General features: G+C 71.5%; 26 protein-coding genes. 11 read left to right on the top strand and 15 right to left on the bottom strand.

The features are described 5' to 3' along the window. Nucleotides 1-110 precede the first annotated feature (110 nt). Nucleotides 111-263 (top strand): hypothetical protein, encoded by a 153-nt coding sequence (locus BFF76_RS33005; RefSeq protein WP_167359504.1) that lies wholly within the window; start codon nucleotides 111-113, stop codon nucleotides 261-263. Between the two features lie 113 nt (nucleotides 264-376). On the opposite strand, the gene BFF76_RS17365 is transcribed toward BFF76_RS33005, so the two are convergent. The 4 genes from BFF76_RS17365 to BFF76_RS17380 all read right to left on the bottom strand — a co-directional run bounded on the left by BFF76_RS17365 (nucleotide 377) and on the right by BFF76_RS17380 (nucleotide 3,466). After that, a complete protein-coding gene (locus BFF76_RS17365) occupies nucleotides 377-982 on the bottom strand; it encodes a MarC family protein (RefSeq protein ID WP_031091186.1) in 606 nt (201 codons plus the stop codon). 120 nt (nucleotides 983-1,102) lie between these two features. Then, nucleotides 1,103-1,969 carry a PHP domain-containing protein gene (locus tag BFF76_RS17370; protein WP_031091184.1) on the bottom strand — a complete coding sequence of 289 codons (867 nt, stop codon included), beginning with the start codon at nucleotides 1,967-1,969 and terminating at the stop codon, nucleotides 1,103-1,105. A gap of 115 nt (nucleotides 1,970-2,084) precedes the next feature. Beyond that, entirely contained in the window at nucleotides 2,085-2,729 is a 645-nt protein-coding gene (locus BFF76_RS17375; RefSeq protein ID WP_078850522.1) for a DUF6758 family protein, read from the bottom strand. A 152-nt stretch (nucleotides 2,730-2,881) separates the two neighbouring features. Beyond that, nucleotides 2,882-3,466, bottom strand: a complete 585-nt coding sequence (locus tag BFF76_RS17380; RefSeq protein ID WP_031091179.1) for a suppressor of fused domain protein — start codon at nucleotides 3,464-3,466, stop codon at nucleotides 2,882-2,884. Nucleotides 3,467-3,876: 410 nt separating this feature from the next. Between BFF76_RS17380 and BFF76_RS17385 the strand changes: the two genes are divergently transcribed. Continuing rightward, a complete protein-coding gene (locus tag BFF76_RS17385; protein ID WP_031091176.1) occupies nucleotides 3,877-4,992 on the top strand; it encodes a magnesium and cobalt transport protein CorA in 1,116 nt (371 codons plus the stop codon). A 30-nt stretch (nucleotides 4,993-5,022) separates the two neighbouring features. Next, nucleotides 5,023-5,541: a hypothetical protein gene (locus BFF76_RS17390; protein WP_065848565.1), complete on the top strand. Its 519-nt coding sequence runs from the start codon at nucleotides 5,023-5,025 to the stop codon at nucleotides 5,539-5,541. Between the two features lie 46 nt (nucleotides 5,542-5,587). Here the strand turns inward: BFF76_RS17390 and BFF76_RS17395 are convergent, their stop codons facing one another. Continuing rightward, nucleotides 5,588-6,340, bottom strand: coding sequence for a hypothetical protein (locus BFF76_RS17395; protein ID WP_053930427.1), 753 nt, complete (start codon nucleotides 6,338-6,340; stop codon nucleotides 5,588-5,590). 171 nt (nucleotides 6,341-6,511) lie between these two features. Here BFF76_RS17395 and BFF76_RS17400 point away from each other — a divergent pair, with 171 nt between their 5' ends. Genes BFF76_RS17400 through BFF76_RS17410 form a run of 3 tightly spaced genes read left to right on the top strand, consistent with a single transcriptional unit; the run spans nucleotide 6,512 to nucleotide 9,513 of the window. Further along, on the top strand, nucleotides 6,512-7,786 hold the full coding sequence (locus BFF76_RS17400; protein WP_053930426.1) for a magnesium transporter MgtE N-terminal domain-containing protein: 1,275 nt from the start codon (nucleotides 6,512-6,514) through the stop codon (nucleotides 7,784-7,786). Beyond that, on the top strand, nucleotides 7,776-8,354 hold the full coding sequence (locus BFF76_RS17405) for a DUF1003 domain-containing protein (protein ID WP_053930425.1): 579 nt from the start codon (nucleotides 7,776-7,778) through the stop codon (nucleotides 8,352-8,354). Before BFF76_RS17400 ends, BFF76_RS17405 begins: the two co-directional genes overlap by 11 nt. Before the next feature lie 25 nt (nucleotides 8,355-8,379). Further along, complete coding sequence (locus BFF76_RS17410) at nucleotides 8,380-9,513, top strand: Mrp/NBP35 family ATP-binding protein (protein WP_031091168.1); 1,134 nt, start codon at nucleotides 8,380-8,382, stop codon at nucleotides 9,511-9,513. Between the two features lie 78 nt (nucleotides 9,514-9,591). On the opposite strand, the gene BFF76_RS17415 is transcribed toward BFF76_RS17410, so the two are convergent. The 5 genes from BFF76_RS17415 to sigE all read right to left on the bottom strand — a co-directional run bounded on the left by BFF76_RS17415 (nucleotide 9,592) and on the right by sigE (nucleotide 14,690). After that, the gene (locus tag BFF76_RS17415; RefSeq protein ID WP_031091165.1) at nucleotides 9,592-10,254 is read right to left on the bottom strand and encodes a hypothetical protein; all 663 of its coding nucleotides are present in this window, start codon (nucleotides 10,252-10,254) and stop codon (nucleotides 9,592-9,594) included. Between the two features lie 125 nt (nucleotides 10,255-10,379). Then, nucleotides 10,380-10,856, bottom strand: coding sequence for a sec-independent translocase (locus BFF76_RS17420; RefSeq protein ID WP_031091163.1), 477 nt, complete (start codon nucleotides 10,854-10,856; stop codon nucleotides 10,380-10,382). A gap of 121 nt (nucleotides 10,857-10,977) precedes the next feature. Beyond that, on the bottom strand, nucleotides 10,978-12,891 hold the full coding sequence (locus tag BFF76_RS17425) for a S1C family serine protease (RefSeq protein ID WP_065848566.1): 1,914 nt from the start codon (nucleotides 12,889-12,891) through the stop codon (nucleotides 10,978-10,980). 90 nt (nucleotides 12,892-12,981) lie between these two features. Beyond that, nucleotides 12,982-13,932, bottom strand: coding sequence for an anti-sigma factor family protein (locus tag BFF76_RS17430; protein WP_053930422.1), 951 nt, complete (start codon nucleotides 13,930-13,932; stop codon nucleotides 12,982-12,984). Then, nucleotides 13,929-14,690, bottom strand: a complete 762-nt coding sequence (gene sigE / locus BFF76_RS17435) for an RNA polymerase sigma factor SigE (protein ID WP_199831577.1) — start codon at nucleotides 14,688-14,690, stop codon at nucleotides 13,929-13,931. Before sigE ends, BFF76_RS17430 begins: the two co-directional genes overlap by 4 nt. A gap of 177 nt (nucleotides 14,691-14,867) precedes the next feature. Between sigE and BFF76_RS17440 the strand changes: the two genes are divergently transcribed. Next, nucleotides 14,868-15,533, top strand: a complete 666-nt coding sequence (locus tag BFF76_RS17440; protein ID WP_078850520.1) for an O-methyltransferase — start codon at nucleotides 14,868-14,870, stop codon at nucleotides 15,531-15,533. A 149-nt stretch (nucleotides 15,534-15,682) separates the two neighbouring features. Here the strand turns inward: BFF76_RS17440 and BFF76_RS17445 are convergent, their stop codons facing one another. Continuing rightward, on the bottom strand, nucleotides 15,683-15,850 hold the full coding sequence (locus tag BFF76_RS17445) for a DUF3117 domain-containing protein (RefSeq protein WP_003966491.1): 168 nt from the start codon (nucleotides 15,848-15,850) through the stop codon (nucleotides 15,683-15,685). Between the two features lie 323 nt (nucleotides 15,851-16,173). On the opposite strand from BFF76_RS17445, the gene chcB reads away from it, so the two are divergent. After that, on the top strand, nucleotides 16,174-16,986 hold the full coding sequence (chcB, locus tag BFF76_RS17450; protein ID WP_031091156.1) for a 2-cyclohexenylcarbonyl CoA isomerase: 813 nt from the start codon (nucleotides 16,174-16,176) through the stop codon (nucleotides 16,984-16,986). Nucleotides 16,987-16,991: 5 nt separating this feature from the next. Here the strand turns inward: chcB and BFF76_RS17455 are convergent, their stop codons facing one another. Then, complete coding sequence (locus BFF76_RS17455) at nucleotides 16,992-17,573, bottom strand: DNA-3-methyladenine glycosylase I (protein WP_065848567.1); 582 nt, start codon at nucleotides 17,571-17,573, stop codon at nucleotides 16,992-16,994. Further along, nucleotides 17,570-17,962 (bottom strand): DivIVA domain-containing protein, encoded by a 393-nt coding sequence (locus BFF76_RS17460; protein WP_234351873.1) that lies wholly within the window; start codon nucleotides 17,960-17,962, stop codon nucleotides 17,570-17,572. Before BFF76_RS17460 ends, BFF76_RS17455 begins: the two co-directional genes overlap by 4 nt. A gap of 164 nt (nucleotides 17,963-18,126) precedes the next feature. Between BFF76_RS17460 and folP the strand changes: the two genes are divergently transcribed. Further along, on the top strand, nucleotides 18,127-18,999 hold the full coding sequence (gene folP, locus BFF76_RS17465; protein ID WP_031091152.1) for a dihydropteroate synthase: 873 nt from the start codon (nucleotides 18,127-18,129) through the stop codon (nucleotides 18,997-18,999). Nucleotides 19,000-19,118: 119 nt separating this feature from the next. On the opposite strand, the gene BFF76_RS17470 is transcribed toward folP, so the two are convergent. Both BFF76_RS17470 and dapE read right to left on the bottom strand, forming a co-directional pair. Further along, nucleotides 19,119-19,904 (bottom strand): LOG family protein, encoded by a 786-nt coding sequence (locus BFF76_RS17470; RefSeq protein ID WP_031091149.1) that lies wholly within the window; start codon nucleotides 19,902-19,904, stop codon nucleotides 19,119-19,121. An 85-nt stretch (nucleotides 19,905-19,989) separates the two neighbouring features. Further along, complete coding sequence (gene dapE / locus BFF76_RS17475; RefSeq protein ID WP_031091147.1) at nucleotides 19,990-21,069, bottom strand: succinyl-diaminopimelate desuccinylase; 1,080 nt, start codon at nucleotides 21,067-21,069, stop codon at nucleotides 19,990-19,992. Between the two features lie 62 nt (nucleotides 21,070-21,131). Between dapE and BFF76_RS17480 the strand changes: the two genes are divergently transcribed. Together BFF76_RS17480 and BFF76_RS17485 are read left to right on the top strand one after the other, a co-directional pair. Further along, the gene (locus BFF76_RS17480; protein WP_031091145.1) at nucleotides 21,132-22,037 is read left to right on the top strand and encodes a hypothetical protein; all 906 of its coding nucleotides are present in this window, start codon (nucleotides 21,132-21,134) and stop codon (nucleotides 22,035-22,037) included. Nucleotides 22,038-22,345: 308 nt separating this feature from the next. Next, complete coding sequence (locus BFF76_RS17485; RefSeq protein WP_065848568.1) at nucleotides 22,346-22,723, top strand: ATP-binding protein; 378 nt, start codon at nucleotides 22,346-22,348, stop codon at nucleotides 22,721-22,723. The last annotated feature ends 63 nt before the right edge of the window (nucleotides 22,724-22,786 follow it).

Below are 22,786 nucleotides of genomic sequence, written 5' to 3' on the forward strand. Positions count from 1 at the left end.
CCCCCCGAGGGAGCGCGAGACGCAGACGCCTTGCGCTCCTCATCCTTGCGGACGGCGAGCCCGTCCACCCAGCAGTTCTCCAGCAGGAGGATCAGACGAAGGGAAGCCATATGCGCTTCGAGATCATGCGACTCGACGATGTCGACGGTACCGCCGTGGACAGCACCGTCGTGGACGCCGCCTCCGTCAACCGGATCGTGCAGCAGGCCGCGGCAATAGGCCAGCGCATCTACATCCGGCCGGCCGACACGTCGGCTTCATAACACCTTGCATCGCTTCGCGTCGCTGACTTCGAGCGCATGACGAGCTGAGGAAGACGAGGCGCCCCCGCACGGAAGTCCGTGCGGGGGCGCTGTGGCGTCCGGGCCCTCGGGCCTCAGGAGTTCTGGATGACCTGGGTGACGCCGTTGATGATCTGCTGTACGGCGATGGCCGAGAGCATCATGCCGGCGAGCCGGGTCACCAGGACCACGCCGCCGTCCTTGATCACGCGGATGATCAGCAACGAGTACCGCATGGTCACCCAGAGCACGACGTGCATCGCCACGATCGCCGACCAGACCGAGATACGGCCGGCCGCCCCGTCGGCGTTCTGCACCGCGAGGATCACCGAGACGATCGCACCGGGCCCGGCGAGCAGCGGCATGCCGAGCGGCACGAGGGCCACGTTGACGTCCTTGGTCTGCGTCGGCTCATCCGTCTTGCCGGTGAGCAGGTCCAGCGCGATGAGCAGCAGGAGGAGCCCGCCCGCGATCATCAGGGCGGGCACGGAGACGTGCAGGTAGTCGAGGATCTGCTGGCCGAGCAGGCCGAAGACGGCGATCACTCCGAAGGCGACGGTGACGGCCTGCAGAGCCATCCTGCGCTGCACCTTGGCGGGGCGGCCCGCGGTGAGGGCCAGGAAGATCGGGGTGATTCCGGGCGGATCCATGATCACGAAAAGGGTGAGGAAGAGGGATCCGAATACAGCGATGTCGAACACGGTGAGCCTTGCGAGAGAAGTACGGGCCGAACAGGAGGGTGCGCGCGCCCGTGCGTCATGGCGACACCCGGGCGCGCGAGGACGCGACGGAGGAGTACAGGAGGGCGGGGCGGGACCCCGTTAGGCGTCGAGCGGTCCGCCGGCGCCCGGCACGGGGAACGCTCCCGTGGCACGCCGGGTGATCTCGCCGTAGATCTCGGGGTCGGTGGTGTACTCCCCGAGCCGGACGGTCTTCCGGCTGCCGTGGTAGTCGCTGGACCCGGTGGGCAGCAGACCCAGCTCGGCGGCGAGCCCCCGCAGCCGGGCCCGCGTGGCCTCGTCGTGGTCCATGTGGTCGATCTCGATGCCGTCGAGTCCGGCGGCGGCCAGCCTCTCGATCACCGGTTCCGGGACCACCGCACCGCGCTTGACGGCTAGCGGGTGGGCGAAGACGGTGACGCCGCCCGCGGCCTTGACCAGCCGGATCGCGTCGAACGGGTCGAGTTCGTGCTTGTCGGCGTACGCGCGTCCGCCGTTGCCGAGCCAGGCCGGGGTGAAGGCGTCGGAAACCGTGTCGACGACCCCGAGCTCCACGAGCGCGGTCGCGACGTGCGGACGGCCGACGGAGCCGTCCCCGGCGATCCGTGCGACGTGCTCCCAGGTGACCGGAACGCCCAGCTCCTGGAGCTTGCGCACCATGACCCGCGCCCGCGGCACCCGGTCGTCCCGGACGAGCTCGCGCTCGCGGGCCAGTTCGGGCTCGGAGGGGTCGAAGAGGTAGGCCAGCATGTGCAGGCCGATGCCGTCGACGCGGCAGGAGAGCTCGGCGCCGGTGACGAGCGTGAGCCCCTCGGGCAGGGCGGCTGCCGCCTCCGCGTGACCTCCGACCGTGTCGTGGTCGGTCAGGGCGACGACGTCGAGGCCCGCCGCGGCGGCGTTGGCGACCAGCTCGGCGGGGGTGTCCGTGCCGTCCGAAGCGGTGGAGTGGGTGTGCAGATCGATGCGCACGACGCGTTCTCCGGTGCTGGCGGGCGGACAGGGGACGCTCCAGGGTAACCGCCGGGCGTCACCCCTCCGGCCCCCGTCCCTGCGGGCCGGGCCGCCTTCCCCGCGGCGCGGCCGGTCAGGGTGGTGCGATCAGCCGGGGGGTGAGCGCTCCGCACGGCAGGAGGTCCACTTCCCCGCCCGCGTCGCGCAGGTCGGTCAGCACCAGTTCGTCGTACATCATGAGCCCGGACTGCTCGGGCCACACGATCGCCCAGAGCCAGAGGCCCCGCGCCTCACCCGCGAAGACCGCACGGTCGGCGGGGGCGTCCCTGACGTGCCAGAGCGCGGTGGCGTGTCCCGCGGCGAGCACCTTGGCGTCCGGCGCCGCATCGACGCGGAGGCCGGAGCCGGGGTCCGGGCCTTCGACACCGGCGTAGCGCGCGCCGAGCCCGACGCCGAGTTCCTCCGCGACGAGCAGCAGCTCGCCCATGCCTCCGAGCGGTCCGGGGCCCGAGCACGCGACGACGGTCGCCCGGCCGCCGGTGCGGTCGTCGCCCGCGTACGCCGCACCCGTGAACAGCCAGCCGACCGGGAGCGGCCACGGCATCCACACGGGCACCTGAGCCCGGTGCACCACGACACCAAGCGCCTCGACGCTGGGTGGGACCACCGGCTGCAACGGGTTCACATGGCCGTGTGCGGAGCACTGCCAGGCATCGGCGAAAAGACCGGGCGCCCTGACCCGGCCACCGCACTTCGGGCAACTGGGTTCGCCCCTCATAACGCCCAACCGTCCTCTCCGGTCGTCGCCGCGTCAAGGACGATCACCCGTCCGCAGCGCGGCTTCGGCCCAAGACAGGCATGCGTACCGGCTCGCCGGCCGCCCGCGGTTCCCCTTCTGTCCGCGCGGCGGGGACTTCCGCGCCCCGCGCGTCAGTCCAGCGGCACGGACGCGCGCAGCGGATCCCGCAGGTCCGTACCCTGCGAGAGCCAGCGCTCCTGCAGCTCCTGCGCGCCCTTGACCCGCTTCCACGCGGCCTCGTTGTGCGTCATCGGCAGCAGCGGGAGGAAGCGCACAGGTTCCATCGGGGCATCGAGCTCCAGGTCCTCGACCAGGCCACCCGGCTCGGCGACCAGGACGGAGCTGAAGGGGGCCCCGGTCCACAGCGGCTGCCCGAGGTCCAGTGAGGCCCCGGGGGCCACGATCAGCCCCTCCACCTGCGGGGAGGCCGCCAGCACCGCGAGGGGCCGCAGCACCTGGTCGGTGTCGGCGAGACCCATGCGCACGGACAGGACCAGCTCGGCGCGCGGGCCCTTCACCGGGTCGGCGAGGGGCGAGGTCGGGTCGGCCATCGGCCGGTCGGACATGCCCAGTGTGGCGTAGCGCACCACGTCGCCGTCGACGAAGCGGAGCACCTCGATGCGGTCGGTACCGAGGAAGGTCACCTCGGCACGTGCGTCCGGCTCGCCCAGCGCCGTACGGAGCCTGGCCTCGACCAGATCAAGAATTTCTCCCATGCCGCGAGCATAGAACGCCTCCCGAACGGGCAAAGGACGGGATTGGCTCCTCACCCGGCTGATAGCCTGAGGCGTCCGTCAAGACAGCACGCAAAGCGTCGCTCTCAGTCCTGACAACACGTGATCCCCTACGGGGGACCGGCCGGAGGAGGTGGGGCCGCGGTGGATCCAAGTCGACCGTGCAGTACCAACCGCCCTTCCGCACGACGCCTTCCTTCTGTGATCTGACGCCTTCCCGGACGTCACCACGGCAGTTCGCGCAGCGGAAGAGCCCCTCGTTTTTGCCTGTCTGTTGCGAACGCCGTCATCGTGCCCGCGCGGTGCCGCCCGCTTTGCGGACGTGTGCGCACGTCCCCGTTCCGGGCTGTTCCACGCCCTCGCCGACGGCCCTCCGTGAAGAGGAGCCAGCCATGTCGATGATCCGTGACCTGCGCGCCGCAGTGCGCCCGTCCCTGCGCAAGAGCAACACCCCGTACAACAGCTACGACACCACCCGTGACCCCTCCGCCTCCAGCGCCGTCGTCGACTGCGCGGTCTACCGGGACGGACGCCGGGTCGCCGATGTCTCCTGTGTGACGCCGCGTGAGGCGATGCTGCGGGTGCGGGAGGAGGGCGGCTTCGCCTGGATCGGCCTGCACGAGCCGACCGAGGAGGAATTCGCCGGTATCGCCCGGGAGTTCGGCCTCCACCCGCTCGCCGTCGAGGACGCGGTCCACGCCCACCAGCGGCCCAAGCTGGAGCGGTACGACGACACACTGTTCACCGTCTTCAAGACGATCCACTACGTCGAGCACGCCGAACTGACCGCGACCAGCGAGGTCGTCGAGACCGGCGAGGTGATGTGCTTCACCGGGCGGGACTTCGTGATCACCGTCCGGCACGGCGGCAAGGGTTCGCTGCGCGCCCTGCGCCACCGTCTCCAGGAGGATCCCGAGCTGCTGTCCAAGGGCCCCTCCGCCGTGCTGCACTCGATCGCCGACCACGTCGTCGACGGTTACATCGCGGTGGCGGCCTCGGTGCAGGACGACATCGACGAGGTGGAGATCGACGTCTTCTCCACCCCGGCCAAGGGCACACCCCGCGGTTCGGACGCGGGCCGGATCTACCAGCTGAAGCGCGAGGTGCTGGAGTTCAAGCGCGCCGTGTCGCCACTGCTGCGGCCGATGCAGCTGCTGAGCGAGCGCCCCATGCGGCTGATCGACCCCGACATCCAGAATTACTTCCGTGATGTGGCCGACCACCTGGCCCGGGTGCACGAGGAGGTCATCGGCTTCGACGAACTGCTCAACTCGATCCTCCAGGCCAACCTGGCGCAGGCGACGGTCACGCAGAACGAGGACATGCGCAAGATCACGTCCTGGGCGGCCATCATCGCCGTACCGACGATGATCTGCGGGGTCTACGGCATGAACTTCGAGCACATGCCGGAACTGCGTTGGACATACGGCTATCCGATGGTGCTGGCGCTCATCGGCGTCGTCTGCTTCTCCATCCACCGCATGCTCAAGCGCAACGGCTGGCTCTGATCCGGCGCCCCCGGCCACTAGAGTTCGGGCATGACTGCTGCTGACGTGTTGCTTGCCCGGGCTCTCGTCGAGGAGGCCACCAAGAAGTCCGGCCTGATCTGGGTGCGGGGCACCGGCCCCTCCCGGGCGCTGTGGCACGTGTGGCACGAGGGCGCGGCCCTTCTCGTCGGGGACGGCCCCGGGGAGCAGCCGCTCCCCGCCGGGCTGGATGCCGGTGCCACCGCCGAGGTGACCGTGCGCAGCAAGGACAAGGGGGGCAGGCTCGTGGCCTGGACCGCCGCCGTGGCCGTGCTGGAGCCGCACTCCGAGGAGTGGGAGGCGGCGGTCGGCGAGCTCAGGGGCAAGCGGCTGAACGCCCCGGACGCCGACCGGCTGACGGATCGCTGGGCGAGTGAGTGCCGGGTCCTGCGACTCACACCTGGCGCCTCCAGCACCGATCTTCCGCACTCCTCGCTGGCCGCGCGGCCGCTGCCCACCGCGGCGACCACACGGCGGACGGCCCCCGCCGCGCTCCCCCGGCTGCTCCTGAAGCGCCGCGGGAAGCGCTGACCGGCTTCCTTCGCACCTGACGTGTCCGGCCGGCCGGCCGGCCGCGTCAGGCGGAGGACTTGGGCAGCTCGCCGCCGTAGTCGACGGTGTCGCCCTCGGCAGGAGCCTCCAGCTGGAAGGTCTCGCCCCAGTCGGCGAGTGTGAGGGTGCCTCCGCCCCCGCCGCGGGCCACGCGCAGGGGATACGGAGTGCCCTTCAGGGAGACATCCAGTGCGCCCCCCTCACCCTTTCCGCCCATGATCTGCACGGTGCGCACCCCGCCGACCGTGTCCCGGGCGCCCTTGTTGATCTTCCCGTGCAGGGTGAGCACCCCGTCGAGGAGCGTCTCCTTCTCCGTGAACCCGCGCATCTGCCGGTAGGTGGGGTCGTCCTCGGGGACCTTGACGTACTTGCCCTCGAGCTTCTCGGCGGCCTGGTCGCTCTCGTCGTCGGCCTTCTCGTCCTTCCAGAAGCCCGCGTCGGCCTTGAGGTAGAGCTCGTCGCCGATGCGCAGCAGCTCGAAGGTGTTCTGCTTCGAGGTGACCGACCCCGTTCCGCCCTTGCTGCTGAGCTGCATGTCCAGGGTGTACGTCCCGCCCTTGCTGACCAGCTTGCCTGTCAGCCGCACCATGTCGGCGGCGTCCGCGGCGGCCCGCGCCTTCTTGTCGATCTGCGCTGCCGTCAGCTTGCCGACGCCGTTGGTCCCCTTGTCCGGGTCCTCCCCCGCGCAGGCCGTGAGCGAAACGGTCAGTCCTGCGCAGAGCACCACGGCGAAAGCGGTCCGGCGACGGGCCCGGACGGCCGGGGCGGAAGAGGTCACGGGCGCACTGCCTCTCATCTGTGTGTCGGGAATGGCAGACGGCAGCGTACCTGTGCCGCGTACACCGTTCGGCAGAGTGCCGTACGGGCGGTCCGCCAAGGCGTCGCGGACCGGCACGGGCTAGCCTGATCACGGCGAAGGAGGACATGAGGACCGAGGGAGGCGCACAGGATGGCGGCAGGCACTCCCAGGGTTTTCGTCTCGCACCTCGCCGGCGTGCCGGTATTCGACCCGAACGGTGACCAGGTCGGCCGGGTCCGGGATCTGGTGGCGATGCTCCGGGTGGGCGGCAAACCGCCGCGGCTGCTCGGCATGGTCGTCGAGGTCGTGAGCCGGCGTCGCATCTTCCTGCCGATGACCCGGGTGACGGGCGTCGAGTCGGGCCAGGTCATCACCACCGGCGTGGTCAACATGCGGCGGTTCGAGCAGCGCCCGACCGAGCGACTCGTCCTCGGTGAGCTCCTTGACAGGCGGGTGCGCCTGAAGGAGACGGACGAGGAGGTGACCGTCCTCGACGTCGCCATCCAGCAGCTCCCGGCCCGCCGTGACTGGGAGATCGACAAGGTCTTCGTACGCAAGGGGCGCGGCGGGGCCCTGCGCCGCAAGGGCGAGACCCTGACCGTCGAGTGGTCGGCGATCAGCGGTTTCTCGCTGGAGGAGCACGGGCAGGGCACCGAGAGCCTGGTGGCGACCTTCGAGCGGCTGCGCCCCACCGATGTCGCCAACGCCCTGCACCACCTGACGCCCAAGCGCAGGGCGGAGGTCGCCGCGGCCCTGGACGACGACCGGCTCGCGGACGTCCTGGAGGAGCTCCCCGGTGACGACCAGGTGGAGATCCTCGGCAAGCTGAAGGAGGACCGCGCGGCGGACGTCCTGGAGGCGATGGATCCGGACGATGCCGCCGACCTGCTCTCGGAGCTGCCGGAGGCGGACAAGGAACGGCTGCTGGCCCTGATGCGGCCGGACGACGCCGCCGACGTACGGCGCCTGCTGTCGTACGAGGAGCGGACCGCGGGCGGGCTCATGACGACCGAGCCGATCATCCTGCGGCCCGACGCGACGGTCGCGGACGCGCTGGCGAGGGTCCGCCAGCAGGACCTGTCCCCCGCGCTGGCCGCCCAGGTGTACGTCTGCCGGTCGCCGGACGAGACCCCCACCGGCAAGTACCTCGGCACCGTGCACTTCCAGCGGCTGCTGCGGGACCCGCCGTTCACCCTGGTCAGCTCGATCGTCGACAGCGACCTCGTCCCCCTGAGGCCCGACACCCCCCTGCCCGCGGTGACCAGCTATCTGGCCGCGTACAACATGGTCTCGGTGCCCGTGGTCGACAGGAGCGGCTCGCTGCTCGGCGCGGTGACCGTCGACGACGTCCTGGACCACCTGCTCCCGGAGGACTGGCGAGAGACCGACTTCCTGGGCGAGGAGGAGATCACCGGTGGCCTCTGAGGACCGTTCGAGGGCCGTGCCGACGGGCGCCTCGGGCATCGTGCGCCCGCCGCGTCCCCGGCTCGACCAGCCGAAGGCGCCGCGGCGCCGGCTGCTGCCCGAGTACGACCCGGAGGCTTTCGGCCGCTTCTCCGAGCGCATCGCCCGCTTCCTGGGCACCGGGCGGTTCATCGTCTGGATGACCCTGATCATCATCCTGTGGGTGGTCTGGAACATCTTCGCGCCCGAGGAAGTGCGCTTCGACGAGTACCCGTTCATCTTCCTGACCCTGATGCTGTCCCTCCAGGCCTCCTACGCGGCCCCGCTGATCCTCCTCGCGCAGAACCGCCAGGACGACCGCGACCGGGTCACGCACGAACAGGACCGAAAGCAGAACGAGCGCTCGATCGCGGACACCGAGTTCCTCAGCCGGGAGATCGCCGCGCTCCGGATGGGCCTCGGGGAGGTCGCCACCCGGGACTGGATCCGCTCGGAGCTGGAGGCCATGGTCAAGGACATGGAGGAGCGCAGGGTGTTCCTCCCGGTCGAGAGTGACGAAGTAGACCGCGGAGGGGCTACCCGCCCGTAGGCACCCGCGCCGTACCATCGTCGGTATGGCTACGGAAGACGCGGTGCGCGAAGCACTGGCGACAGTGAACGACCCGGAGATCCACCGACCGATCACCGAGCTGGGCATGGTGAAGTCGGTCGAGATCGATCCTGACGGTGTAGTCGCTGTCACCGTGTATCTCACGGTCTCCGGCTGCCCGATGCGCGAGACGATCACCAAGAACGTGACCGACGCGGTGGCCCGCGTCGAGGGTGTGTCGCGGGTCGAGGTGACGCTCGACGTGATGAGCGACGAACAGCGCAAGGAGCTCGCCTCGTCGCTGCGCGGCGGCACGGCGGAGCGCGAGGTGCCGTTCGCCAAGCCCGGCTCGCTGACCCGGGTCTACGCGGTCGCGTCCGGCAAGGGCGGCGTCGGCAAGTCCTCGGTGACGGTGAACCTCGCGGCGGCGATGGCGGCCGACGGTCTCAAGGTCGGCGTCGTCGACGCGGACATCTACGGGCACAGCGTGCCCCGGATGCTCGGCGCGGACGGCAAGCCCACCCAGGTCGAGAACATGATCATGCCGCCGTCCGCGCACGGCGTGAAGGTGATCTCCATCGGTATGTTCACCCCGGGCAACGCCCCGGTGGTGTGGCGCGGCCCCATGCTGCACCGCGCGCTGCAGCAGTTCCTCGCCGATGTGTACTGGGGCGACCTCGACGTCCTGCTGCTCGACCTGCCGCCGGGCACCGGTGACATCGCGATCTCCGTGGCACAACTCGTGCCGAACGCCGAGATCCTGGTCGTCACCACCCCGCAGCAGGCAGCCGCCGAGGTGGCCGAGCGGGCCGGCTCCATCGCCGTACAGACCCACCAGAAGATCGTGGGCGTCGTCGAGAACATGTCGGGCATGCCGTGCCCGCACTGCGACGAGATGGTCGACGTGTTCGGTTCGGGTGGCGGGCAGCGGGTCGCAGAGGGGCTGACGAAGACGGTCGGCGCCGAGGTTCCGGTGCTCGGGTCCATCCCGATCGACGTACGGCTGCGTGAGGGCGGCGACGAGGGCAAGCCCGTCGTCCTGTCCGACCCCGACTCCCCCGCGGGCTCGGCGCTGCGTTCCATCGCCGAGAAGCTGAGCGGCCGCCAGCGCGGTCTGTCCGGCATGTCGTTGGGGCTCACCCCGCGCAACAAGTTCTGAGCGCCGGACGGGTGGGGGCGGCCCCCTTTCAGGAGACCGCCCCCACCCGTCCGCATGTCGCCCCTAGCCGCGTGCGGCTCAGTTCTCGTACGAGGCGATGTCGCCGATCACCGCGAATCCCAGGCCGTAGGCGCTCATGCCACGCCCGTACGCGCCGATGTGCACCCCGTCGGGGGCCGATCCCGCGAGCACCCAGCCGAACTCGGACTCGCGGTAGTGGAAGTCCACCGGAACGCCGTCCACCGGAAGGGACAGCGTCGACCAGGGTTCCCGGACCAGATCGTCCGCCAGCTCGAACGCGGTCTCCGTCTGCTGGTTCAGCCATTCGCCACGCAGGGTGTGGTCCATCTGCGGGGGCCAGGTGCAGTCCAGCAGGCCGGAGCCCGCCAGCCACGCCGCCGACGAGACGGAGGTGGCGTCCAGGACCCCCGTGCCGTCGTCGCTGTCCCGTACGGGGCTGCTGCCCACGGTCACGACCACCGCGAAGCGCGCCTTCTCCGCCCCGGCGTCGGCCCGCACGACGGGCTCCTCGCCGTGTCCGGTGGACCCGTGCTGCACCGTGTCGTCCGCCGCGGCGGTGACGTGCATCAGCCAGCGCGGCCCCGTGAAGGCCTCGTCCAGCCCGTACCAGGGGAACGGCGCCTTGAGATAGCCGTCGACCGTACGCCGGGTCGCCGGCACCCCCTCTTCGGTGACTGCGCTGGGCGCACCGTCCGCCCCTACCCGACTCGTCGTCTCCATCTGCCCGGCCGCCTCCTCGATCATTCACTGATCCGGAGCGGCCCTCCCCCCGTGGGCATGGGCAATCTCGCAACCGGACAGATGGAGAATAGCCACATCGTCCGGACGAGTCGGGATTGACTGTCTCAGGTGGCGTCTGCGTCGAAGGGCGGGCGCTCGTCCTTGGCCGGCTGCGCGGGCTTCTTGAGAAGGTCGGGCTCGGCGGCGCCACCGGCCGCGGTGGCCGCGGTGGATGCCGCGGCGGCGGCCGCAGTGCCTGTGGACGAGGCGCTCTCACGGCCGTTCACCGCGTCGGTGACCTCGGCCATCTCCTTGCGCAGGTCGAAGCTCTCGCGGATCTCCTTGAGCCCCAGCTCGTCGTTCCCGTCCATGAGCTGCTTGCGGACGAACGTCTTGGGATTGAGGTCCTCGAACTCGAAGTCCTTGAACTGCGGTCCGAGCTCCGAGCGGATGTCTTCCTTGGCACTGTCCGAGAACTCACGGATCTTGCGGATGGTGCGCGTGACGTCCTGGATGACCTTCGGCAGCTTCTCCGGGCCGAATACGAGCACGGCGAGAACCACGAGCGTCAGCAGCTCGAGTGCGCCTATGTCATTGAACACCTTGCTGCTCCTCGTGTTCCCTGCGTGGTCTCCGCGTGGTCTCCGCCGCCAGGTCGTCAGGGGGCCCGGACCGCTCCACGGTACCCGGCGGAGCTGTCCGTGCGGTACCTGCCGGTGGCCGTCAGGTGCCGCTCGCCGAACCCAGCGTCAAAGTCATGGACAGGTCTTTGCCACCGCGTGTCAGGACGAGCCCGAGCCGGTCACCGGGACGGTGGGCGCGGATCTTGACGATCAGTTCCTCGCCGCTGTGCACGCGCCGGCCCTCGACCTCGGTGATGACGTCGCCCGCCCGGATGCCCGCCTTGTCCGCCGGGCCCCCCTCGGTCACCGCCTCTCCGCCGCCTGCCGCCCGGCCCCCGACCTTGGCTCCGTCGCCGCTGAACTCCATGTCCAGCGTGACGCCGATCACCGGGTGGGTGGCCTTGCCGGTGTTGATCAGTTCCTCGGCGACGCGCTTGCCCTGGTTGATCGGTATCGCGAAGCCGAGGCCGATGGAGCCCGACTGGCCGCCGTCGAGACCGGACCCGCTGTCGGCGGCGCGGATGGCGCTGTTGATGCCGATGACCCGGGCGTCGGCGTCGACCAGGGGGCCGCCGGAGTTGCCCGGGTTGATCGGTGCGTCGGTCTGCAGGGCGTCGACGTAGCTGACGTCGGTGCCGTCGCCCTTCTCGCCGCCCGCGGTGATGGGGCGCTGCTTGGCACTGATGATTCCGGAGGTGACCGTGTTGGAAAGGTCGAAGGGTGCGCCGATGGCCACCACGGGGTCGCCCACCCGCACGTTGTCGGAGTTCCCGAGCGGCAGGGGCTTGAGGCCCGAGACGCCGGTCACCTTGACGACGGCGAGGTCGTAGCCGCTGTCCTTGCCGACGATCTCGGCCGCGGCGCTCTCCCCGCCGCTGAAGGTGACGGTGATGTCGCCTGTGGCACCCGCGGGGGCGACGACATGGTTGTTGGTGAGGATGTGGCCCTTGTCGTCCAGGACGAAGCCGGTGCCCGTTCCTGACTCGGCGGAACCGTTGACGTGCAGGGTGACCACGCTGGGCAGCGCGCTGGAGGCGATGCCCGCGACGCTGTCGGGTGCCCGGCCGCCGTCGTCGCGGGCGGACTGGGGCAGTTCGACCGTGGTCAGACCGCCGTTGCGCTCGACGTAGGCGCCGACTCCACCGCCGATCCCGCCGACGACGAGGGCGAGCAGCGCGGCTCCGACGAGAACGGACCCCCGGCGGCCCTTGCGCTGCCGGGAGACCGGGCCCGGACCGGGGCCGGGGTGGCTCAGCGGCTGGGCCGCGCCCCACGGGTCGTAACGCAGCCACTGGGAGGCGGGCTGCTGAGGGGCCTGGGGTGCCTGGGGTGCCTGCGGAGCCTGCTGGGAGGTCTGGCTCTGCGCGAAGGTCCCGGCGAAGGTCCCGGAGTCATGAGGGGCCGTGTGCTGCTGCGGCACGGCCTCCCGCGCGGGCGGGGGCGCCCATGCCTCGGTGTGCCCCTGAGCGCCCGTTGCCGGGGCTGCAGCGGGCACGGCGGCGGGCAGGGGTGCGGCCGTGCCGTGGCTGTTCGCCCCGGCGTACGGCGGCGGTACGGGGGTCCCATGGGCCGGAGTCGCCACCGGGCGCTGAACGGGCGGCGCGGGGGCCCACGGCCCGGGGCCGCCGTAGGGCGGGGTGCTGTACTCGTCCGGCGCGTGCAACGGCTGTGTACGGTGCGCGAGTGGCTCGGCGGCCGGCGGTGCGGGCGGGAGCGGCCCGGTGACACCGGGCGCGGGTACTCCCGGCTCGGCGGCCGGAGGTGCCGGCGGGAGCGGCTCGTCGGCCATGGGCGGGCGCGGCCCGGCGGCCGGAGGTGCCGGGGTGTAGTCGCCGTCCGGCGTCTCATGGGTGTGCGGCGCTTCGGCCATCGGCCCGGCGGTCCCGCCCGCGTCCGCGGGCGCACCGGCGTCGGCGACGGCCGACACGTCTTCCGGCCCGGCGGGGCGGTTCCGTTCCGCAGAGGGACGGCTCCACCACTTCGTCTTCGGCCCGCTGGGCTTACCGTCGTCCATGCTCTCCCCGCAACTGGCCCTTGCACGCCCCCACAGAGGCGTCCCTGCCGGAATTCAACCAGGTTTGCGAATCCGCGTGCGGGGTCCCGGTCAGCGCAGCGGAGAGAGCGGCATCGCGCGCTCGTACATCGGCGGTGGGGCGGAGGCCGTCGCGGAGGGTGCGGACGGCTCCGGTGTGGCCGCCCCACCGGCGGCGGAGTACAACGGGCCGGCGTCGGTCGGGCGTATCAGGGGCGGCACGGTCACATTCAGCACGGGGAAGGTGTGCGTGCCTCCCGCGAGCGCCGATGTGCTCAGCAGCGAGGGAGCGGAGGCGAGCACCGGCCGGGCGGACACGTAGGGCGCGGGACTCGGCCGGGCGCCCGTGCTCTTTCCGGCCTCGAGGGCGCCACCGCCGCTGCGGCTGGCCGCGACGCCCGCGCGGCCGGTTCTCTCCTCGGCGGCGAGCGGAGTGGTGCTGCTGCCCGCGCCTTCGGCGCTGACCGGCGGCTCGGGGCCGTAGTCCAGCGGGAGGGATCCTCCCAGCGCGATGGCCGCGAGCGAGACCGCGCTGGCCGCGACGAACGCGAAGCGCCGGGCGCGCCAGGGCGAACGGTCGGCCTCCCGGCCCACGTCATGGACGGGGAACCCGGTACCGGGTCGGTCGCCCGGCAGCACGGCGGCCGATCCGTGGGCGGTGGGGAGATAACCGAGGCCGCCCAGCGGTGAGCGCCCCGGCTCCGCGGACGAGCCCGGCGGCAGCACGGGGAAGACGCCCTCCCCGAAGCGCCGGCCGCCGCTCATACCGTCGTCACCGCCGCTGGGGCCCCCGGGGAGCCCTTGCAGACGGGCGAGGAAACCCTCGGAGGGTGAAGGGGACGCGGACGTCGCGAAGGCGCTCTTCAGCCGCCGCTGGGCGTCGGCCTCGGCCTTGCAGCGCGCGCAGGTCGCCAGATGTGCCAGCACCCGCTCCCGGGCATCGTGCTTCAGCTCGCCGTCGACAAGCGCGGCGAGCCGGTCCCCCAGATGCTGTTCCGCTGGGGTCGGACCTGTGCCGTTCACGCCGTTCCCACCTCCCCCGCCAGGACCGCGTCCGCCAGGGAACGCTGCTCGGCGCGGGCCTCGGGCGAACGGTGCTGGAGTGCCTTGCGCAGGTGCGAGCGGCCGCGGTGGATACGGCTGCGCACCGTCCCGAGCTTGACGCCGAGCGTGGCGGCGATCTCCTCGTACGAGAGGCCCTCGATGTCGCAGAGCACGACCGCGGCACGGAACTCGGGCGCGAGGGTGTCCAGCGCCTGCTGCACGTCCGCGTCGAAGTGCGTGTCGTTGAAGACCTGCTGCGGGGACGGCTCACGGCTGGGCAGCCGCTCGGCCGCGTCGTCGCCGAGGGAGTCGAAACGGATCCGCTGCTTGCGGCGGACCATGTCCAGGAAGAGATTCGTCGTGATCCTGTGCAGCCAGCCCTCGAACGTGCCGGGGGTGTAGGTCGACAGCGATCGGAAGACACGGACGAAGACTTCCTGGGTGAGGTCCTCGGCGTCGTGCTGGTTACCCGTCAGGCGGTAGGCGAGGCGGTACACACGAGCGCTGTGCGTGCTGACGATCTCTTCCCATGAGGGCGGGGTCCACGCCTGGGAGTCCGCATCTGAGGCGAAGGTCGCGGTCGGTGCGGAGTCGTTGGAAGAACGGTCAGCAATGTCGGTCACGGATTTCGGCTCACCCGCCGGCCTGAGGAAGCGCCGCAGCGCACCCCTCGGGTCCACAGGCGCAGCCGCACCTCCCCTATCGGCTCTGGTGGTGTCCAGTGGAGCCCCTACCATAGCCACCTCGCCCGTTAGCTCCGGATAAGCCTTTTACCTGCTGGCGCCCCGGTGTCCCGGGGAGCAAGAGGCACATTCCGGGCCCGGCCGCAGGGCCCGGTCCGTGTGTTCCCCTCTGCCCTCTCCTAACGCCCGGTCCCATCTGCGGGTTCCCGGGTCCAGCGGATACAGTCACCGTTGCGCCAACTACGGGGACAGGAGAGGGTCATTACCGCCAACCGGCAGACGAGCTGGGCATTCGCCGACGCCTTTGTCGCCGAGGAAGAAGCCCTGCTCTGGGCCCGGGACCGGGCCCAGGAGACAGGGCTCCGCCCCGTGTCGTCAGGCACCGGGGCGGCACTGCGCCTGCTCGCCGCCACCGCGGACGCCAAAGCGGTGGCCGAGATCGGCACCGGCACCGGCGTGTCCGGCATCTATCTGCTGCAGGGCATGCGCCCCGACGGCGTACTGACCACCGTCGACCCGGAACCCGAGCGCCAGCAGTTCGCCCGTGAGGCCTTCCGCGCCGCGGGCTTCGCGACGAACCGGGCCCGTTTCATCCCGGGGCGCGCCCTCGACGTACTGCCGCGGCTCGCGGACGGCGGCTACGACCTCGTCTTCTGCGACGGCGACCGGCTCGAGAGCCTGGACTGCCTCGCTGAATCGTTGCGCCTGCTGCGTCCCGGCGGCCTGGTCTGTTTCGAGGGCGTCTTCGCGGACGGCCGCACGATCGACTCGGCCGCACAGCCGGCCGAGGTGCTGCGCCTGCGCGAACTGCTCCGGGCCGTGCGCGAGAGCCAGGAGCTCATGGCGACGCTGCTGCCCGTGGGCGACGGCCTGCTGTGCGCCGTGCGGCGCGGCTGACAGCCGGGCACCTGACCCGCGCCGGCGTCCGGCCCTGGACGCGCGTGCGGGACCCGGCACCGGCACGCTCTCCTGCTTCCCGGCCCCGGACGCACCACTGCCCCGGCACGGAGTCCGTGCCGGGGCAGTGGTGAAGTGTGGGCTCCGCCTCAGCCGACGACCTTCTTCAGCGCGTCGCCGAGTGCATCGGCCTCGTCCGGAGTCAGCTCGACGACAAGCCGACCGCCGCCTTCGAGCGGAACGCGCATGACGATGCCCCGCCCCTCCTTTGTCACCTCGAGCGGGCCGTCGCCCGTCCGCGGCTTCATGGCCGCCATGCTCGTTCCCCTTCCTGAAACCAGCTCATCGCAGCCGGCGGCCCCATGACAGGCGCTGCCTCACCGGCGTCGAACACAATGCTTCTTCCGCATTATCCCGCATCAGGGACCCCGATGACCAACATCGGTCGGCATCGCTTGCGCAACGCGCTCTCTCAAAACCACCCAATTCGGCGATCCGGCTGCGATACTGCGCCGCCGTCGGCCCTCAGCCGAGGTCCAATCGTTAGACGCAGGTCACATGTGCGGCGCGCCCGAGGTCCGCCATGCTTGCCCGGACAGGTACGACGCCGGACCCGTAAGGAGACCCAGCAATGGCCGAGATGGCCGACAACACGGCTGACACCGTGCTCGTGGACGTGAGCGACGGGCTCGCGACGATCACGATCAATCGCCCCGACGCGATGAACGCCATGAACACCGCCGCCAAGGTCGCTCTCCGCGACGCCCTTCGGGCCGTGGCGGACGATCCCGCGGTGCGGGCAGTTCTGCTCACCGCCACCGGGCGCGCCTTCTGCGTCGGCCAGGACCTCAAGGAACACGTCGCCAAGCTCGCCGAGGCCCAGGAGTCGGGGGGCGGCAACGCGCTCAGCACGGTGCGGGAGCACTACAACCCGATCGTGCGCGCCCTCACCGAGATGGACAAGCCCGTGGTCGCGGGGGTGAACGGGGCCGCCGCGGGGGCGGGCTTCGGATTCGCGCTGGCCGCCGACTACCGCGTGGTCGCCGACTCCGCCGTCTTCAACACGTCCTTCGCGGGGGTCGCGCTGACCGCCGACTCGGGCGTGTCGTGGACCCTTCCCCGGCTGATCGGCGCGAGCCGCGCCGCCGACCTGCTCTTCTTCCCCCGCTCGATCTCCGCCCAGGACGCCTACGAACTGGGCATCGCGAACAAGGTGGTGCCGGCGGCCGACCTGGCGAAGGAGGCCCACGCGGTGGCCCGTGCGCTGGCGGACGGCCCGACGGTGGCGTACGGGGCCCTCAAGGCCTCCATGGCGTACGGCGCGGGTCACACGCTCGCCGAGACCCTGGAGAAGGAGGACGAACTGCAGACGAAGGCGGGCGCGTCGCAGGACCACACCATCGCGGTCGAGGCGTTCCTCGCGAAGCAGCGGCCGAAGTACCTCGGCCGGTAGTCCCGCTACCGGCCGCCCCGGGCCACGCAGTCGGCCAGGTGGTCGTCGACCAGCCCGCAGGCCTGCATCAGGGCGTACGCGGTCGTGGGGCCGACGAAGCGGATGGAGCGCTTCTTCAGGTCCTTGGCCAGCGCGGTGGACTCCGGCGTGACCGCCGGGACGTCACCGAGGGTGCGGGGGGCCGGCCGCGTGGCCGGGTCGGGGGCGTACGACCAGATGAGCGCGTCCAGCTCACCCTCGCCCCAGCCGGCCAGCACCTTGGCGTTGGCCAGCGTGGCGTCGATCTTCGCGCGGTTGCGGATGATTCCGGCGTCGGCGAGGAGCCGCTCCCTGTCGGCGTCGGTGAACTCCGCCACGGCGGAGATCCTGAATCCGGCGAAGGCGCTGCGGAAGCCCTCGCGGCGGCGCAGGATCGTCAGCCACGACAGCCCTGACTGGAACGCCTCCAGGCAGAGCCGCTCGAAGAGGGCGTCGTCGCCGTGGACGGGGCGGCCCCACTCGGTGTCGTGATAGGCGAGGTAGTCGTCCGTGGACAGGCCCCACGGACAGCGCGGGCGGCCGTCCGGCGCCGCCTCGGCGCCGCTCACCGCCCGCCCTCCTCGTCGCTGCCGCCGGCCTCGGCGGCGGGCGGCTCGTCCTGCCGCTTGAACAGGTCCGGGCCGTTCACCGCGGTCGCCTGGGCTCCGGCGAGCGCCGACTCCAGCTCGGCGATGTGGGCGTCCCGCTCGGCGAGCTCGGCACCCAGCCTGCCGAGTGCCTCGTCCACGTCGGCCATGCGGTATCCGCGCACCGCCATCGGCAGCCTCATGGCCTCGACATCGGCGCGGCCGACGGGCCGGTTCGCGGGCAGCGGGTCGGTGAGCCGCTCGGGCTCGACGTCCTGCAGCACCGCGCTTTTGCCTCCGCCCACCACCGCCAGGGTGACCGCGGCCACGACCACGGCCATCGTGAGCAGCAAGAACCAGAACACGTGCATCTCCCCGGAAGCGGAATACCTGTCCAGGTCAGATCGTGCCATGCGCCGCTGACAGTTAGGGTTTTTCGTCCGGGTCGCCACGGGCCCGCGCCCCTGCACCGCGGGGCCTCGCATGATCAGCGAAGGGCCTAAGGTCGCAGGCGGGCTACAGGGAGGAAGCGGGAATGCGAAGCGGGGCGCTCAGGCTGGGGCGGCGGGAGTTCGGGCCGCACGAGCCGGTGATCATGGCGATCGTGAACCGGACACCTGACTCCTTCTACGACCAGGGGGCGACGTTCCACGACGAGGCCGCGCTCTCCCGGGTCGAGCAGGCCGTCACGGAGGGCGCCGCGATCATCGACATCGGCGGGGTGAAGGCCGGTCCCGGCGAGGAGGTGACGGCGCAGGAGGAGGCGCGCCGCACGGTCGGGTTCGTCGCCGAGGTGCGCCGCCGCCATCCGGACGTCGTGATCAGCGTGGACACCTGGCGGCACGACGTGGGAGAGGCGGTCTGCGAGGCCGGGGCCGACCTCCTGAACGACGCGTGGGGCGGCGTCGACCCGAAGCTCGCGGAAGTGGCCGCACGGTACGGAGCGGGGCTCGTGTGCACGCACGCGGGCGGCGCGGAGCCCCGTACCAGGCCGCACCGAGCCACGTACGACGACGTGATGGCGGACATCCTGCGGGTGACCCTGGGCCTCGCCGAGCGGGCCGTGGAGCTCGGGGTCAGGCCGGACGGGATCATGATCGACCCGGGTCACGACTTCGGGAAGAACACCCGGCACTCGCTGGAGGCGACGCGCCGGCTCGACGAGATGACGGCGACGGGCTGGCCGGTGCTGGTCTCCCTCTCCAACAAGGACTTCGTCGGGGAGACGCTCGACAGGCCGGTCAAGGAGCGCGTGATCGGCACCCTCGCGACGACGGCCGTCTCGGCGTGGCTGGGGGCACAGGTGTACCGGGTGCACGAGGTGGCCGAAACCCGGCAGGTGCTGGACATGGTGGCGTCCATCGCGGGCCACCGGGCGCCCGCGGTGGCCCGGCGGGGGCTGGCCTAGCCCCCGGGCCCGTCGAGGCCCGCAGGCGCGGCCGCCCCGGCCGGGCCCGGGCGTACGACAAGTCCTCCAGCGATCGGGGAGCGGGTTCCGGGCGCCCCGGAACCCCCGGATCGGCCGGCCTAGCGGCCGACCTCCTTCGTCACCAGCCGGACCGCCTCGTCCACGTCGTCCGTGACGTGGAACAGCATCAGGTCCCGCTCGGACGCCTTGCCCCCCGCGACCACCGTGTCCCGCAGCCAGTCCACCAGGCCGCCCCAGTACGCCGTGCCGAACAGGACGATCGGGAAGCGCGTCACCTTGCCCGTCTGCACCAGGGTCAGTGCCTCGAACAGTTCGTCCAGCGTGCCCAGGCCGCCCGGCAGGACGACGAAGCCCTGCGCGTACTTCACGAACATCGTCTTGCGGACGAAGAAGTAGCGGAAGTTGACGCCGATGTCGACATGTGGATTCAGGCCCGACTCGAAGGGCAGCTCGATGCCGAGTCCCACGGAGACGCCCTTCGCTTCCCGCGCCCCCTTGTTCGCCGCCTCCATCGCGCCCGGGCCGCCGCCCGTGATGACGGCGAAGCCCGCCTCGACCAGCGCCTTGCCGATCTGTACGCCCGCCTCGTAGTCCGGCCCGCCGGCCGGGGTGCGGGCCGAGCCGAAGACGCTGATGGCGCTGGGAAGTTCCGCCAGCGCGCCGAATCCCTCCACGAACTCCGACTGGATCCGCATCACCCGCCAGGGGTCGGTGTGGACCCACTCGGAGTCGCCCTCGGAGTCCAGCAGCCGCTGGTCGGTCGTGCCGGGCTGGACCTGCTCCCTACGCCGCAGCACGGGCCCCAGCCGCTGCTCCTCGGGCTTCACCGCACCCTCGGGAATCTGTGCGCCCTCGGGGATCCGTGCGTCCTCCGGGTTGCCCATGACCTGCTCCCTCCGCCGACCTGCGATGTGCGTGTGTCGCCTCAGCGTAGATCGGCGGAGGTTACGTGCAGGGGAATGCCGTGAGTCAGCTGGTGAGCCAGGAGCGGAGACGCTCCTCGCAGTGCGTGATCCTTTCGACGCGCACGTGCTCGTCCCGCTTGTGTGCGAACAGCGGGTCACCGGGGCCGTAGTTCACCGCGGGGATGCCCAGGGCGCCGAACCGGGAGACGTCCGTCCAGCCGAACTTGGGCAGCGCGATGCCGCCGACCGCCTCCATGAACGCCTTGGCCGCCGGATGCGAGAGACCCGGCATGGCGGCACCGGTGTGGTCGTCCACGACGAACTCGGCGACGCCGCAGTCCGCGAAGACCTCCTGGACGTGCGCCTCCGCCTGCTCGGCGGTGAGGTCGGGGGCGTAGCGGTAGTTGACGACGAGGGTGCAGGCGTCCGGGATGACGTTGGTGGCGACGCCGCCCTCGATGCCCACGGCGTTGAGCCCCTCGCGGTACTCCAGCCCGTCGATGACCGGCCGGCGCGGCTCGTAGGCGGCGAGCCTGGCCAGCGCAGGGGCGGCCGCGTGGATCGCGTTGGACCCCATCCAGCCGCGCGCCGAGTGCGACCGCTCGCCCTCGAAGCGCAGATGGACCCGGAGCGTGCCCTGGCAGCCGCCCTCGACCTCGCCGTTCGATCCCTCCAGGAGGACGGCGAAGTCGGCGTCCAGCCATTCGGGGTGCGCCTCGGCCACGTGCCCGAGGCCGTTGAGGTGGGCGGCGACCTCTTCGTTGTCGTAGAAGATGAACGTGAGGTCGCGGTTGGGCTCCGGCACCGTCGCCGCGATCCGCAGCTGGACAGCGACGCCCGACTTCATGTCGGAGGTGCCGCAGCCCCACAGCACGCCGTCGTCGTCGAGCCTGGACGGCACGTTGTCCGCGATCGGGACGGTGTCGATGTGCCCCGCCAGGACGACGCGCTCGCCACGGCCCAGCAGCGTCCTGGCCACGATGTTGTTGCCGTGGCGGTCGACGGTCAGGTGCGGCAGCGGGCGCAGGGCCGCCTCGATGGCGTCGGCGAGGTCCTTCTCCTGCCCGCTGACCGAGGGGAAGTCGACCAGCCGGGCGGTGAGCTCGGGGCCGTCCAGGGCGAGGTCAAGCGTGTGTCCATCCATGGCCACGACCCTAAGGGACTTCGGTACCGGCCCCGCTCGTACCCTCCAGTACGGTGGGCCCCGTGCCCCGGACCAGCTCACCTCCCCGCCGTAGCCGCATCCTCCGTGTAGCGGCCGCCTTCCTCGTGCTCGTGGCAGTGGCCGGCTATATGGCCGTCCAGTACCTCTCCGGCTACGAAGGTGCGCCCCGGTGCACCGTGGGCGCGGCCGGAGAGGGTGAGGGCCGCACGTACGAGATGACCCCCGACCAGGCCGCCAACGCCGCCACCGTCTCCGCCGTGGGCACCACGCGCGGGCTGCCGGAACGCGCGGTGACGATCGCGCTGGCGACCGCGCTGCAGGAGTCCGCGCTGCGCAACATCGACCACGGCGACCGGGACTCGCTCGGGCTCTTCCAGCAGCGCCCCTCGCAGGGCTGGGGGACGCCCGAGCAGATCATGGACCCCGTCTACTCGTCCGGGGAGTTCTACGAGCACCTCGCCGAGGTGCCGGGCTATTCGAGGCTGCCGCTGACGGTCGCCGCCCAGCGGGTGCAGAAGAGCGGGTTCCCGCAGGCGTACGCGAAGCACGAGCCGGATGCCGCGCTGCTGGCCGCCGCGCTGACCGGACGCGCCCCCGCCTCGCTGACCTGCTCGCTGCCGGCGGCGTCCGCCGGGGCCCCCGGGGACGCGACGGAGGTGCGGTCGGATCTGGTGCGCGCCTTCGGGAAGGACGTCCTGCCTTCCGCCGGCTCGGCGGGTGCCTCCTCGGCGAGCACGGTGTCGGTGCCCGCGCGGGCCGACGGCGACGCCGCGTCCCGGCGCGGCTGGGAACTCGCCCACTGGGCGGTGGCGCGGGCGGGCACCCTGCGGATCGAGGAGGTCTCGTACGCGGGCCGGGTGTGGACCGCCGACACGGGGTGGCGGACGGAACGCGCGGAACACGGGAAACCGCTCACCACGACGGTCCGAATGCGGCTCGCTCAGTAGTACGGTCCGTCATCCGTACGGGGTGTCCGGAGTTTCCCGGACACCCCCGCTCCCGGCACGACCCCCGGCGCCTGCGGAATGGGTGGATTCCCTTGCCGCCACAAGGAAGTGACGGCTCATCAGCAAGGTGCCGAATGTGTCGTCCGCCCGGGTTCCTCCGTTGCGGATTATCTGACGCATTACCCAGTCTTTGCCCGGGTGCCCCGCAACCTTCCCCGCCCCCGGACCGGTTGTTCAGTGCGTCCGATCACCGGACAGGCGGATTCCACATCCGCCGCGAAACCGCAGACGCCTGTCGAAGGAGCATCATGTCCCTCCCCCTGACCCGCAGGATCGCCCGTGCCGCGCTGCTGATCGCCGCGGGTGCGGCCCCCGTGGTCGGTGCGGCCGGCGCCGCGGGCGCCGCGGGGCTCCCGCAGACCCCCTCGCTCGGCGGCCTCACCTCGCTCGACGGTGCCGGAGTCAGCAGCTCGCTCGACTCGGCCGCCAAGCAGGGCTCCGGGGTGGCGAACGAGACCGGCGGCAAGGTGGTCGGCACGACCCTTCCCGCCGCGGGCGAGACCCTCGGGAAGGCCGGCACCGTGGCGGACGGTGAGCTGACGGAGGACACACTCCCGGCCGAGAGCCTGCCCACCAAGGACCTGAAGACCGGCAACCTGCCCACCAAGGGCCTGCCGATCGGCTGATCCGCCGGATCGCGAGAACGCGTGGGGGCCTCAGGAGTGCGTACTCCCGAGGCCCCCACGCGT

Source organism: Streptomyces mutomycini (genome assembly GCF_001700505.1).
GTDB lineage: Bacteria > Actinomycetota > Actinomycetes > Streptomycetales > Streptomycetaceae > Streptomyces > Streptomyces mutomycini.